Annotated in this window: 11 protein-coding genes and 1 pseudogene; 6 read left to right on the forward strand and 6 right to left on the reverse strand. The window is 70.9% G+C overall.

The window, feature by feature from the left end:
* Window positions 1-41 precede the first annotated feature (41 nt).
* Window positions 42-2402, reverse strand: coding sequence for a phosphoketolase (locus ADK52_RS20375; RefSeq protein WP_053691268.1), 2361 nt, complete (start codon window positions 2400-2402; stop codon window positions 42-44).
* A 236-nt stretch (window positions 2403-2638) separates the two neighbouring features.
* Here ADK52_RS20375 and ADK52_RS39310 point away from each other — a divergent pair.
* A pseudogene (locus ADK52_RS39310) lies at window positions 2639-3351 on the forward strand (universal stress protein).
* Window positions 3352-3411: 60 nt separating this feature from the next.
* Here the strand turns inward: ADK52_RS39310 and ADK52_RS20390 are convergent.
* On the reverse strand, window positions 3412-4119 hold the full coding sequence (locus ADK52_RS20390) for a response regulator (RefSeq protein WP_053691271.1): 708 nt from the start codon (window positions 4117-4119) through the stop codon (window positions 3412-3414).
* 257 nt (window positions 4120-4376) lie between these two features.
* Between ADK52_RS20390 and ADK52_RS20395 the strand changes: the two genes are divergently transcribed.
* Complete coding sequence (locus tag ADK52_RS20395; RefSeq protein ID WP_053691272.1) at window positions 4377-4709, forward strand: STAS domain-containing protein; 333 nt, start codon at window positions 4377-4379, stop codon at window positions 4707-4709.
* A 121-nt stretch (window positions 4710-4830) separates the two neighbouring features.
* Window positions 4831-5328 carry a pyridoxamine 5'-phosphate oxidase family protein gene (locus ADK52_RS20400; protein ID WP_053691315.1) on the forward strand — a complete coding sequence of 166 codons (498 nt, stop codon included), beginning with the start codon at window positions 4831-4833 and terminating at the stop codon, window positions 5326-5328.
* Between the two features lie 14 nt (window positions 5329-5342).
* On the opposite strand, the gene ADK52_RS20405 is transcribed toward ADK52_RS20400, so the two are convergent.
* On the reverse strand, window positions 5343-7043 hold the full coding sequence (locus ADK52_RS20405) for a GAF domain-containing sensor histidine kinase (RefSeq protein WP_182508745.1): 1701 nt from the start codon (window positions 7041-7043) through the stop codon (window positions 5343-5345).
* Window positions 7044-7294: 251 nt separating this feature from the next.
* Here ADK52_RS20405 and ppk2 point away from each other — a divergent pair, with 251 nt between their 5' ends.
* The gene (gene ppk2 / locus ADK52_RS20410) at window positions 7295-8089 is read left to right on the forward strand and encodes a polyphosphate kinase 2 (protein WP_053691274.1); all 795 of its coding nucleotides are present in this window, start codon (window positions 7295-7297) and stop codon (window positions 8087-8089) included.
* Between the two features lie 22 nt (window positions 8090-8111).
* Here the strand turns inward: ppk2 and ADK52_RS20415 are convergent, their stop codons facing one another.
* The 3 genes from ADK52_RS20415 to ADK52_RS20425 all read right to left on the reverse strand — a co-directional run bounded on the left by ADK52_RS20415 (window position 8112) and on the right by ADK52_RS20425 (window position 10904).
* A complete protein-coding gene (locus ADK52_RS20415) occupies window positions 8112-9110 on the reverse strand; it encodes an Acg family FMN-binding oxidoreductase (RefSeq protein WP_053691275.1) in 999 nt (332 codons plus the stop codon).
* Between the two features lie 240 nt (window positions 9111-9350).
* Entirely contained in the window at window positions 9351-10220 is an 870-nt protein-coding gene (locus ADK52_RS20420) for a universal stress protein (RefSeq protein WP_053691276.1), read from the reverse strand.
* 33 nt (window positions 10221-10253) lie between these two features.
* Window positions 10254-10904 carry a CBS domain-containing protein gene (locus tag ADK52_RS20425; protein WP_053691316.1) on the reverse strand — a complete coding sequence of 217 codons (651 nt, stop codon included), beginning with the start codon at window positions 10902-10904 and terminating at the stop codon, window positions 10254-10256.
* Window positions 10905-11145: 241 nt separating this feature from the next.
* Here ADK52_RS20425 and ADK52_RS42460 point away from each other — a divergent pair, with 241 nt between their 5' ends.
* Both ADK52_RS42460 and ADK52_RS20430 read left to right on the forward strand, forming a co-directional pair.
* Complete coding sequence (locus ADK52_RS42460) at window positions 11146-11307, forward strand: universal stress protein (protein WP_159045995.1); 162 nt, start codon at window positions 11146-11148, stop codon at window positions 11305-11307.
* Entirely contained in the window at window positions 11304-12167 is an 864-nt protein-coding gene (locus ADK52_RS20430; protein WP_053691277.1) for a universal stress protein, read from the forward strand. Before ADK52_RS42460 ends, ADK52_RS20430 begins: the two co-directional genes overlap by 4 nt.
* Window positions 12168-12173 lie beyond the last annotated feature (6 nt).

Genomic DNA, 12173 nt, shown 5'->3' on the forward strand with positions numbered 1-12173 from the left:
TCTTCGGACGAGTCCCCAGGGCGGCGCGGTCCGGTACGGGCTCAGTACGGCCAGGACCAGTCCGCGACCTCCGGAAGGTCGGTGCCGTGCTCGCGGATCCAGCCGTGGTGGCGGGTGCGCTGGTCGGCCATGGCCTGGCGCAGTCCCTCGACGCGCCCGGCCAGCCCGGGGACGCGGTCGATGACGTCCATGACGAGCCGGTAGCGGTCGAGGTCGTTGCGCACGACCATGTCGAATGGGGTGGTCGTCGTGCCGGACTCCTTGTACCCGCGCACGTGCAGCTGTGAGTGGCCGGTCCGGCGGTAGGCGAGGCGGTGGATGAGCCACGGGTAGCCGTGGTAGGCGAAGACGACCGGCTTGTCGGTGGTGAAGAGGGCGTCGTACTCGGCGTTCGTCATGCCGTGCGGGTGTTCCTCATGGGGCAGCAGGCGGGCGATGTCCACGACGTTGACGACCCGGACGGCCAGCGAGGGGAGGTGCTCGCGGAGCAGGGCCGCTGCGGCCAGCACCTCCATGGTGGGTACGTCGCCGGCGCAGGCGAGGACGACGTCCGGATCGCGGGAGCCGTCGTCCGTTCCCGCCCACTCCCAGACGCCGGCGCCGCGCGTGACGTGGATGCGGGCCTCGTCGATGGGCAGCCAGTCGAAGGAGGGCTGTTTCCCGGCGACGATCACGTTGACCTGGTCGCGGCTGCGCAGGGCGTGATCGGCCACGGCGAGGAGGGTGTTGGCGTCCGGCGGCAGGTAGACCCGCACGACTTCGGGGCTCTTGTTGAGGACGTGGTCGACGAATCCGGGGTCCTGGTGGGAGAAGCCGTTGTTGTCCTGGCGCCAGACGTGCGAGGTGAGCAGGTAGTTGAGCGAGGCGATGGGTGCGCGCCACGGCAGGTCGCGCGAGGTCTTCAGCCATTTGATGTGCTGGCCGACCATGGAGTCGACGATGTGGGCGAACGCCTCGTAGGTGGAGATGAGTCCGTGTCGTCCTGTGAGCAGGTACCCCTCCAGCCAGCCTTGGCAGACGTGTTCGGAAAGGATCTCCATGACGCGGCCGTCCCGGGACAGGTTCCGGTCCGTGGGATCGGTGCTGCCCTGCCAGGCCTTGCCGGTGACGTCGTACAGGTCGTCCAGCCGGTTGGAGGCGGTCTCGTCCGGACCGACCACCCTGAAGTCCCGTCGCTCGGCGGTGTCGCGCATGATCCGGGTGAGGAAGTGCCCGAGGAGGCGGGTCGGTTCGTGGAGGCTGCTGCCCCGCTTGTCGACGGGGACGGCGTGGGTGTCGAGGGCGGGCAGCGGGAGAGGCCGCAGCAGCCGGCCGCCGTTCGCGTACGGGACGGCGCCCAGGCGGTGATCGCCCCGCGGGACGCAAGCGAGGACCTGCTCGCAGGGCCGCCCGTCGGCGTCGAACAGCTCCTGCGGCCGGTACGAGCGCAGCCAGTCCTCCAACTGCCGCAGGTGTGCGGGGTTCTCGCGCACCTCGGCGAGCGGGACCTGGTGCGCCCGCCAGGTGCCCTCGATCGGTCGGCCGTCGACGGTTGCGGGTCCGGTCCAGCCCTTCGGGGTGCGCAGGACGATCATGGGCCAGTGTGCGTACTCCCGGCCCGGACCGGCGCCCGGCGCACGCGCCTCCTGTTGGATGGCGGCGATGCGGTCCAGGGCGTGGTCCATCGCGCGGGCCATGGCCTGGTGCACCAGGGCGGGGTCGCTGCCGGTCACGTACAACGGGTCGTGCCCGTATCCGCGCAGCAGCGCATCGAGCTCGTCCTCGGGGATGCGGGACAGTACCGTCGGGTTGGCGATCTTGTACCCGTTCAGGTGCAGGATCGGCAGGACCGCGCCGTCATGGACCGGGTCGAGGAACTTGTTCGAATGCCAGGACGCCGCCAGCGGCCCCGTCTCGGCCTCGCCGTCCCCGATGACGCAGGCGACCAGCAGGCCGGGGTGGTCGAACGCGGCTCCGTAGGCGTGGGCGAGGGAGTAGCCGAGCTCGCCGCCCTCATGGACGGAGCCGGGCGTCTCGGGGGCCACGTGGCTCGGCACACCGCCGGGGAAGGAGAACTGACGGAACAGCTTCGCCATGCCGGTCGCGTCCCGCGTGATGTCCGGGTAGGTCTCGGTGTAGGTGCCCTCCAGCCAGGAGTTGGCGAGGACGGCGGGGCCGCCGTGCCCCGGACCCCAGATGCACAGGGAGCGCAGGGACCGGTCCTTGATCACGCGGTTGAGGTGGGTGTGGACGAGGTTCAGGCCGGGGGAGGTGCCCCAGTGGCCGAGCAGCCGCGGTTTGATGTGCTCCGGCCGCAGCGGCTCGGTGAGCAGGGGGTTGTCCATGAGGTAGATCTGGCCGACTGCCAGGTAGTTGGCGGCGCGCCAGTGCGCGTCGAGCTCCGGGATGGGGTACGTGGTCATGCCCGCTCCTGCGTGCGACGGTCCGGGACGTTCCTCGACTGAGCCGATGCCTCCACACTGCGCTCCCCGAGCAGCCATCGGGAGGGGAGGACCGGCCCTGGGTGAGGGACTGTCGGCCCCTGCGGGCCAGAACCCTCAGCGGCGAGGCTGGGTTCAGCGGCGCCGGTCCCCCCGGCCGGCGCCGCTCCCCTGACGGTCGACCCCGATGCCCCGGCATCACGACGGAGGACAGACTTGTGAAGCGCACCCTGGTTGTCGGAGTGGACGGATCCCCTCAGAGCCGGGCCGCGGCGGACTGGGCCGCACGGGAAGCCGTACGGCGTGACCTGCCGCTGCACGTGGTCCACGCCTGGCTGTGGCAGCCGCTCGCAGCCCCGGTCGTCCAGGACCGCGATACCGAAGCCCGCCGCGCCGATGACGTTCTGAAGGAAGTCGAGAGCGAGCTCGCCCACCGCTACCGGGGCCCTCACCGCGGAAGTGCTCTCCGACGCGCCCGTGCCGGCCCTGCTGCACGCCGCCAAGCAAGCGGAGATGCTGCTCATCGGCACGCGCGGGCAGGGAATCATGGTCGGTTTCCTGCTGGGCTCGTACGGCCGGCAGGTGATCGCCGCCGCCGAGTGCCCCGTCGTCTCCGTACGCTCCGCGCACGGCAGGCCGGTGGCCTTGCCGGAGGAGGGCGAGGTCGTCCGGTGGCTTGGAGACGTACGAGAAGGCCGCGCTGGAGCAGGCACTGGAGCCGTGGCGGCTGAAGCACCCGGAGGTCGAAGTCGTCGAGCACGTGGAGCAGGGCAGTGGCGGCCACGTGCTGCTGAGCGCCGCATCGAACGCGCAACTGCTCGTCGTCGGCCGCCGGGTCCGCGAATCGGCGGTGGGGGCACGGATCGGGTCGGTGGCGCACGCGGTCCTGCACCATTCGGTCTGCCCTGTCGCGGTGGTCCCGCACGCCTGACCCGGGCCGGGTCAGGCGGGACGACCGGACACCCGACTGTACGCCGTGCCCGGCCGCCGGCTATTCCGCGGTCGGGACGGGGTGCTGACCCGGCGGGATCAGCGCATGACTGGCGATCACGGCGGCTTGGACGCGGCGCTCCACACCCAGCTTGGTGAACAGGCGCGAGATGATGTTCTTGACGGTTTTCTCCGCGAGGTACAGCCGCTCGCCGATCTCCCGGTTGGTGAGCCCCTCGCTGACCAGGACGAGGATCTCCTTCTCCCTGTCGGTGAAGCCGGGCAGGCCCGGGACCTGCTCCTCCTTGGGCACGTCGCCGCGCATGCGGGCCATCAAACGGGTCGTGGCTCCGGGATCGAGCATGGACTGGCCGGCCGCGATCGTGCGTACGGCGGTGACCAGGTCGGTTCCGGTGATCTGCTTCAGCACGTAACCGGAGGCGCCCGCCATCACGGCGTCCAGCAGGGCCTCCTCGTCGTCGAACGAGGTGAGCATCAGGCAGGCCAGTTCGGGCATCCGCGAGCGCAGCTCACGGCAGACGCTCACGCCGTCGCCGTCCTGGAGCCGTACGTCGAGGACCGCCACCTGGGGGCGCAGCGCGGGGATGCGGATCAGGGCCTGTTCCGCCGTGCCCGCCTCACCGACCACGTTCAGGTCGGGCTCCGCGTCCAGCAGGTCGTGCACCCCTCGCCGTACGACTTCGTGGTCGTCGAGGAGGAAGACCGTGATCGGCGTCCTGGTGGGGGAGGGGGCACCGCTGTCGGTCATGACGCAACTCCTTCGCCTGGGTTCGTCCCGGGACCACGGACTCCAGCATCCTGCCTGCCGACAGAGCCGAACGGACAGGGCCGATCGGCCCCGATCCGGCCCCTTTCCCGCGCCATGGGGCACCCGGGGAAGAGGGACCTTCGGCCCTGCGCGGGGGGCATGTGGACCTTCCCGGGGCCGGTCCGCGTGCGGTGAGCTGGTACCGCACGGGGAAAGGGGCGGCTCGACCGCAGGGCCGCACGCAGCCTGGAGGTTCCATGACGACCACCTTGATCGACCTGAAGACCGTGGTGGGGAACGACGGCGACGTGCGCGTCACCTTGGCAGGAGAACTGGACTTCCACACGGCGGGGCAGGTGGAACCCCGACTCACCGCTCTCGCCGCATCCGGTCACCGCAGCCTCGTCCTCGACCTGTCCGGGATCTCCTTCTGTGACAGCGCGGGCATCGACCTGTTCCTGCGCGTGCACCACCGCTGCCACTCGGCCGGAACCCGGCTCCGGCTGACTGACGTGCCGCCTCTGGTGGCCGAGTCGATGAGGGTGCTCGGCGCCGACCGAGTGCTGTGGCTCGTGGTGGCCTGCCCATGACGGTGTCCGAAACCGGCACCCGGTTCGGGACCGTTGGGCCCTGGTTCTCGTAGCGATCGAGAGAGAGGCTGGTGACTCGGAAGTCGTGGAGACCGATCGATACCGGATGAAGGTGCGCAGCATGGACGAGGCCGGCGGCATACGGCGCACCGATGGTCAGGACGGCGACATGACGGTCACCCGGCGCATGCGCGAGCTCGACAGGGCCGAGGCGCTCGGGCTGGTGGCGACGGTGTCCCTGGGGCGCATCGTCTTCACGCAGCACGCGCTGCCCGCCGTCCGCCCGGTCAACCATCTCGTCGAGGGCGAGGACATCATCGTGCGGATCCACGACGACGGGGCACTCGCCTCCCTCGTGGCCCCGGCCGATGTCCTCGGTGTGGTCGTCGCCTACGAAGCGGACGCCATTGATCCCGTCACCCACCTCGGCTGGAGCGTCGTCGTCACCGGCTACGCGTGCCCGGTGGCCGACGCCGACGAGGCGGCCCGGTTCGCTACCCTGCTGCGTCCCTGGGTGCGACACCCCATGACCCGAGCCCTGCGGATCCGCCCCGACCTCGTCACCGGATTCCGGCTGGAGGCGGAGCGGACGCTGCCGGAGCCGGCTGCCCGGGGATGATCGCGTCGGTGCCGTCAGCTCCCGGTGGGGAGCGGCGCCCGCCAGACGAGCCGGCTGCCCCCGTCGTCCGGGGCGTCCACGGTGAAGGACCCGCCCACCCTCCGTGCCCGGTCATCGAGGTTGCGCAGACCGCTCCTGCGGCCCTGCGCCGGGATGCCCTTGCCGTTGTCGGAGACCGTCAGCACGATCTCGCCCGGGTCCGCCTTGAGGGCCACGGCGACCCTGGTCGCCCCCGCGTGTCGAGCGGCGTTGCTCAGGAGTTCGCCCAGCGCCGCCATGACGTGATCGGCGACCTCGGACGGGACGTCCGTGTCGAGCAGCCCTTCCATGCTCAGCCGCGGCGGATGGCCGAGGGTGGCGGCCGCCTCGCCGACGGCCCGGGCGGCGCGGGCCCTCAGACCCGGTCCGCCCTCGCGGTCCTTGGTGCGCAGACCGAAGATCGTCGATCGGATGATCTTGATGGTCTCGTCCAGGTCGTCGACCGCACGGCTGACGCGCTCGGCGGCCCCTTCGTGCTCGACGAGCCGTGCGGCGCTCTGGAGGGTCATGCCCGTGGCGAACAGCCGCTGGATGGCCAGGTCGTGCAGGTCCCTCGCGATCCGGTCGCGTTCCTCCAGCAGTGCTATCTGCTCGGCGTCCCGGCGCCGCTCCGCCAGCTCCAGGGCGATTGCCGCCTGACCCGCGAACGCGACGAGCGGCTCCAACTCGTTCTCGCCGAAGACGGGCTCGCCGACTGCGCGCGCGAGCAGGAGTACGCCCCTGCTCTCTGCGCCTGCGGTGCCCAGCGGGACCGCGACGGCGGGACCCAGCCCGCCCTGTCTCTGGACATCGGCCGGATAGCGGCCGTCGTCCGAGGCGTGCACGACCGTGACGGGTTGCCCGGTCCGGTGAGCAGATCCCGAGACGGATCCCGCGAAGGGGACGACGAGTCCCTGACGGGCCTCGCTGTCCGCACCGGCCGCGAACTCCACGAGCAACCCCTCGGCGCCGGGAACCGGCATGGAGATGTCCGAGATCCGGGCGCCAGTGATCTCCTGGGCCCGCAGGGCGATGAGCTCCAGCACCGCCGGACGGGAACTGCCGGACAGCAGACTCTCGGTGATCTCCGCGTTGGCCTTGAGCCACCGCTGCTGGCGCTGCGACCCCTCGTACAGCCGCGCGTTGTCGATCGCCACGCCCGCCGCCACCGAGAGGGTGGAGATCACCGTTTCGTCCTCGGTGTCGAAATCGACCCCGCCCCGCTTGTCGGTCAGATAGAGATTCCCGAACACCTCGTCACGCACCCGGATCGGCACACCGAGGAACGTGCGCATCGGTGGATGGTGCGGCGGAAACCCGTACGACGAGGTGTGCGCGCCGAGATCGGTGAGGCGCAAGGGCTCCGGGTGGTGGATGACCTCCCCGAGCAGACCGTGGCCGGCCGGCAGGGGACCGATCTCGGCGATGGCCTCCTCGTCGAGCCCCACCGTCAGGAACTGCGACAGCGTTCGGCCGTCGGGGCCGATGACCCCCAGCGCCCCGTAGTCGGCGTCCACGAGCAGGGCCGCCGCCTCTACGATCCGGCGCAGCACCTGGGCCAGATCCAGCTCGCGGCCCACCGAGACGACGGCCTCCAGCAGGCTGTGCACCCGGTCACGGGTACCGCGTACGGCGTCGATACGCACCTGGAGCTCGTCGATCAGCTCGTCCAGCCGCATCCGAGGCACCTGCGTCATCGGATCCCCCACACCCACGTGATTGCCCTTCGCTGCCCGCCCCGTGCGGGTCCAGCGTATCGACAGCCCGGCCTTGTGGGGCGGGGAGCGGCAGGCCAGGGGGCGCCGTGGCGGGCCGGACACGGCGAACGGGAACGCCGACGGGACCAGGGGGTCGCGACACGCCGAGGCGTGAGGGGCGTCGTTGCGCACGGCCGCCGGCCGTGACTGACTTGATCGCAGAACCGGACGGCAGAGGGGCGGAGACGGCGATGGGTCTCAAGAGGGCGGTCTACGAGAGAGAACTGCTGCGGCTCCAGACGGAGCTGGTCAAGCTCCAGGAGTGGACGCGTGCGGAAGGCGCCCGTCTGGTCGTCGTCTTCGAGGGTCGTGACGCCGCGGGCAAGGGCGGCACGATCAAGCGCGTCGCCGAACACCTGAACCCCCGCGTCGCACGCATCGCGGCGCTGCCCACGCCGACAGAGCGGGAGCGTACCCAGTGGTACTTCCAGCGGTACGTCGAGCACCTGCCCGCCGCCGGCGAGATCGTCCTCTTCGACCGCAGCTGGTACAACCGCGCCGGCGTGGAGCACGTCATGGGGTTCTGCACACCCGCGGAGCACCAGCGCTTCCTGCGCCAGTGCCCGGTGTTCGAGCGGATGCTGGTCGAGGACGGGATCCTGCTCCGCAAGTACTGGTTCTCCGTCAGCGACGCGGTGCAGGAGGAGCGGTTCCGGCGTCGTGCGCAGGATCCGCTGCGCCGGTGGAAACTCTCCCCGATGGATCTGGAGTCCCTCACGCGCTGGGAGGCGTACTCGAGGGCCAAGGACGAGATGCTCGTCCACACGGACACGGCGGACGCCCGATGGTACGTGGTCGAGAGCGACGACAAGCGCAGCGCGCGGCTCAACATGATGGCCCATCTGCTGTCCTCGGTTCCCTACGCGGACGTGGCCGTACCGTCGCTGACCCTGCCGCCGAGGCCCCGGTCCACGGGCTACGAGCGTCCGTCCAAGGATCTGCAGACCGCCGTACCCGACCACGCGGCCACCCTCGGGAAGGATTGAACCGCGGTGACGCCGGTGGCGTCTACTCCAGGATTTCCAGTACCTCGGTCACCGGGCGGCGGGGCGTGGTGGGGCCCGCGGGGCCGTAGCCGAGACGGAGGACCATCTGCACGTGGCCCATGGCCGCGACCGGGTCGCGGACCGCCCACCGCAGCTCCGGCCATTCCAGGGGCTGGGACGTCATCGAGGTGGCAAGACCGTCGGCAGTGGCCTGGAGCAGGACGCGCTGCAACGCCTGGCCGGCCCGCAGCCAGTCGCCTCTCGTGTCTCCCGAGGTGCTGAGCAGGGCCAGTTGCGGCCGCTTTTCGAACACGGCCCAGCCGCGGTCCGGTACCGGCCGGGCCCGGCCGAAGTCGCGTACGGGGGCCGGGCCGCCGGAAGCCTTCGGGCCGAACGCGGCGGCGGGAATGCCGTCGCCGCGGGTGCCCGCCGCACCCTGCGCCTGGGAGGTCCAGGCGGCGGTCTCCGCCTGGGCGAGCGGATCCATCTCCTCGTGGTGCTCTGCGTCGCGCACCAGCCCGAGCACGGTTTCGATGTGCCACGGGCTCGGGACGGTCAGCCGACAGCCCTCCAGGCGGGCCGCAGACCCCAGACCGTCCAGCAGCGCGGTCGGCACCGGCTCGTCGCTGAAGGGGTACCGGCTGGTGTGCCGGCGTCGGACGGCGTCGTGCAGGGTGGCCAGGTCGTGCTCCGCACCGACGGTTTCGTCGTGGGTCACCGTGGCGAGGAGCCATGGATCGGAGTCGTCCGGCAAGAGCCGTACGCGGACCGGGCGACCGTTCCAGGCCGCGGACACACGCAAGTTGAACAGTGCCGCGGCGCAACCGAGGTGGAGAGCACGGTGATTCGGGTCGGTTCGCGTCATGGCGCGTTCCGGATCACCGTACAGGGCGAGCGTGCTGCCGCTCGCGCGGAACACGAACTTCCATGGTTGGGCGTTGTGCATGGACGGGGCGGTGACGGCGTCGTCGACGAGCCGGGCCGCGGTGTCGGGGTCGAGGTCGAAGTGTGTTGCGGTCACGGGACTGGTCCTGTCTGTGCGGCCTCAGCTGTGTGCCACGACATGGTGTTCCTCCTGGAGTCGGATGGTCGGCTGCTTCCAGGCTGTTCCGTTCGCCGTGCCCCTGGGAAGGTCCGACCGGTCCAACCGGGGGCCGATCGGCCCTCCTCCGCGGTCAGCCATGCCGTCTTCGACATCCACGGTGACGGGCAGCGACGTGGGACGCGTACCTCGGTGGAACCGTGCGGAGCGGAAGGCCCTTCACCGGTGGGCGATGACGGCCACCGGGGCCGCCGCGTGGTGCAGGACAGCGTGGACGACCGAACCCAGGTGCGCGCCAAGGGGAGAGCGGCGCACATGGCGTCCCACGACGACGAGCCCGGCGCCCTGTGAAGTCCGGACGAGGTGCTCGCCCGCGGATCCCATGAACACGCTGTGGCTGACTTCCACGTCGGGGAACTTGTGCTGCCAGGGCAGCAGCATGTCGTCCACCATGTGTGTGACACTCCTGCCGATGTCCTGTTCGTTGTCCGGGTCGAAGAAGGGGACGTAGTTGTAGGCAGGGGGCATCTTCCAGCCGTGCACGGCCCGCAGCGGACAGTTGCGCCGGGCGGCTTCCTCGAAGGCGAAGTCGAGCACTCGGTCGCAGGTTTCGTGGATGTCGACGCCCACGACTACCTCGGCGTTCGAACCGGTGCCCGGGCCGTCCGGATCGTCGGCGACGCGCACGAGAACGACCGGGGTGTCGGTCGCGACCAGGGTGGACATCGCCACCGAGCCGATGATGAATCCCACCAGCCCGCCCAGGCCCCGGGAGCCCAGTACCAGGAGCACCGCGTCGGCGGCCTCCGCGGCGAGGGCGGCCGCCGGTCGGCCTTTGAGGCTCCGCGTAGTGATCTCCAGCTGCGGATGGCGCCGGTGCAGTTCCTCTGAGGTCTCGGTCAGCGCTTTGTCCGCCCACTGCTCTGCGTCCTGCCGTTCCAGACCGGGGACTACGGGGTCCAGGAGCCAGTCGACCGCGTGCACCAGTCGCAGAGGCACTTCCCGCACGACGGCCTCCTGCGCGGCCCAGTGTGCTGCTGCCCGGCTCTCCTTGGAGCCATCGACTCCGACGCTCACATGGTCCTTCATGGCAGTGACTTCCTTCGCGCGGTCGACGCCTCGTCACCACGGCATCGCATGGCGAGCGTGGTCGGCTTGAGCGGTCGCCGTGTCGTCGGTGCGGGCGGTGACACGTGATGCCACGGCGACGACCCCGTCGAGGTGCTCGACGAGGTTGCGCAGTACGGGGAGCTGACTTCGGAGCCCGACCTTGCCGTCGAGAGTGACGATGCCGTCCACCACGTGCACGTCGACGTCACCGGCCGGCACACCGAGTACCTCCGCCAGGACCTCGTCGGTCACTCGCCGACGGATCTCGGAGTCCGGGCGCAGGAACGTGCGAAGCAGGTCCCGGCGGGTGATGATGCCGACGAGCCGGTCCTCCAGGTCCACGACGGGGAGGCGTTCGACGCTGCGGCGGGTCATCAGCCGGGCGGCGTCGGCCGCTGTTTCCTCGGGGTGGACCGTGACCGCGGGCGCGGACATGACGTCGCCCGCGCTGGGCGGCACGGCCACTGAGCTGTTGTGCCGGGCCGTGTGCGCCAGCAGGTCCGTCTGCGAAACGACACCCACCACGCGGTCCTCGTCGTCCAGGACCGGGACTCCCGAGACGTCGTACTGGGCGAGCAGCTTCGCGACCTCCTTGAAGGGGGTGTCCGGTGTTGCGGAGGCGACCTCCTCGGTCATCAGGTCGGCCACTTTCAGGGGCTTCATGAGGTCCTCCTGCTCCGCCGTGTCACGCGAGCCGATGTCCGGTGCGGGGTCTGTCCCCACCATCCGTCGGAGCCCGCCCGTGATCGAGGGCCGAACGGTCCCGTCCTGGGGTCCGTAGGGACCCAGCCGGGGAGATGAGGACCTTCGGTCCCGGCGGTGGTCCCGGGCGGCCCTCGTCCCGGAGCACCGAGGGTGCCAACGTGAGTGGTGTCCCCCATCGGCTTCTCGGTTGGGAGGAATCGTGGAGAGCGCATTCCGTACCCCGGGCACCAGCTCGGTCGTCGTCGGCGTGGACGGCTCGCAGCCGGCACGCAGCGCCGCCCGGTACACCACCCGGGAAGCCGAGCCGCACAAGGCCTCGCTGCGGCTGCCGCACGTGTGGAACTTCGGGAGTCGGTCATGATCGGCCACCAGGCAGGAACCCGGTACATCGTCGTGGGGATCGACCCGGTCAGGGACTGGCACCTTTCCCTGGCCTGGGCCGCCGACGAGGCCCAGCGGCGCCGGCTGCCGCTGCGCCTGGTGCTCGCGGTACCGCCCCAGCACGACACCCATCACGTCGACGACACCCCTGGCCAGGTGTCCCTGAGGCGCGCGGGGGCCGAGAGACTGGCGCAGGCCGAGGACTGGGTGCGCAGCCGCCACCCCGAGCTGGGTGTCACCGCGGATCTGCTGGGCGGTTCCCCCGGCCCCGTCCTCGGTGGCGTGGCGCGGGACGCCCGCATGGTCGTGCTCGGCTCCCGCCATCTGAGCCGCACCGCGGAGTTCTTCAGCGCCGGCTCACTCGTGGTCCCCATCACCGCCCAGGCCGAATGCCCGGTCGTCGTGGTGGGCGACGCGGAGCACATCAGCCAGCAGCCGCCCTATGTCGTCGCGGGTATCGACGGCAGTGCGTCCGCCACGGCCGCGCTGGCCTTCGCCTCCGACGAGGCCGATCTCCGGGGCGCGGCGCTGCGGGTCGTCTGCGTCTGGCAGCGGCCGCTGATCATGCTGAATGAAGAGGAGGCGGCACTGCGGGCGCAGCGCACCCTGCTCTCCGAGGCCACCGCCGGGCTGTCCGAGAAGTATCCGGACGTGCACGTCACCCACGAGGTCCTCACCGGCCACCCGGTCGAGGAACTCGCACGGGCCGCCGAGCACGCCCTGGCCGTCGTCGTGGGCCGCCGCGGACGCGGCGGATACACCGGCATGCGGATCGGCTCCGTCGTCCACGGCCTCCTGCACCGTGCGCACTGCCCGGTGATCACCGTCCCCACCGGCTGAGCCCGC

This window comes from Streptomyces sp. WM6372 (genome assembly GCF_001279655.1).
Lineage (GTDB): Bacteria > Actinomycetota > Actinomycetes > Streptomycetales > Streptomycetaceae > Streptomyces.

What these genes read in the sequence shown, in the direction of transcription:
- ADK52_RS20375 (WP_053691268.1), bottom strand. Translation starts at nt 2,402, where the DNA reads ATGACCACGTACCCCATCCCGGAGCTCGACGCGCACTGGCGCGCCGCC.
- ADK52_RS20390 (WP_053691271.1), bottom strand. Translation starts at nt 4,119, where the DNA reads ATGACCGACAGCGGTGCCCCCTCCCCCACCAGGACGCCGATCACGGTC.
- ADK52_RS20395 (WP_053691272.1), top strand. Translation starts at nt 4,377, where the DNA reads ATGACGACCACCTTGATCGACCTGAAGACCGTGGTGGGGAACGACGGC.
- ADK52_RS20400 (WP_053691315.1), top strand. Translation starts at nt 4,831, where the DNA reads ATGGACGAGGCCGGCGGCATACGGCGCACCGATGGTCAGGACGGCGAC.
- ADK52_RS20405 (WP_182508745.1), bottom strand. Translation starts at nt 7,043, where the DNA reads ATGACGCAGGTGCCTCGGATGCGGCTGGACGAGCTGATCGACGAGCTC.
- ppk2 (WP_053691274.1), top strand. Translation starts at nt 7,295, where the DNA reads ATGGGTCTCAAGAGGGCGGTCTACGAGAGAGAACTGCTGCGGCTCCAG.
- ADK52_RS20420 (WP_053691276.1), bottom strand. Translation starts at nt 10,220, where the DNA reads ATGAAGGACCATGTGAGCGTCGGAGTCGATGGCTCCAAGGAGAGCCGG.
- ADK52_RS20425 (WP_053691316.1), bottom strand. Translation starts at nt 10,904, where the DNA reads ATGAAGCCCCTGAAAGTGGCCGACCTGATGACCGAGGAGGTCGCCTCC.
- ADK52_RS20430 (WP_053691277.1), top strand. Translation starts at nt 11,304, where the DNA reads ATGATCGGCCACCAGGCAGGAACCCGGTACATCGTCGTGGGGATCGAC.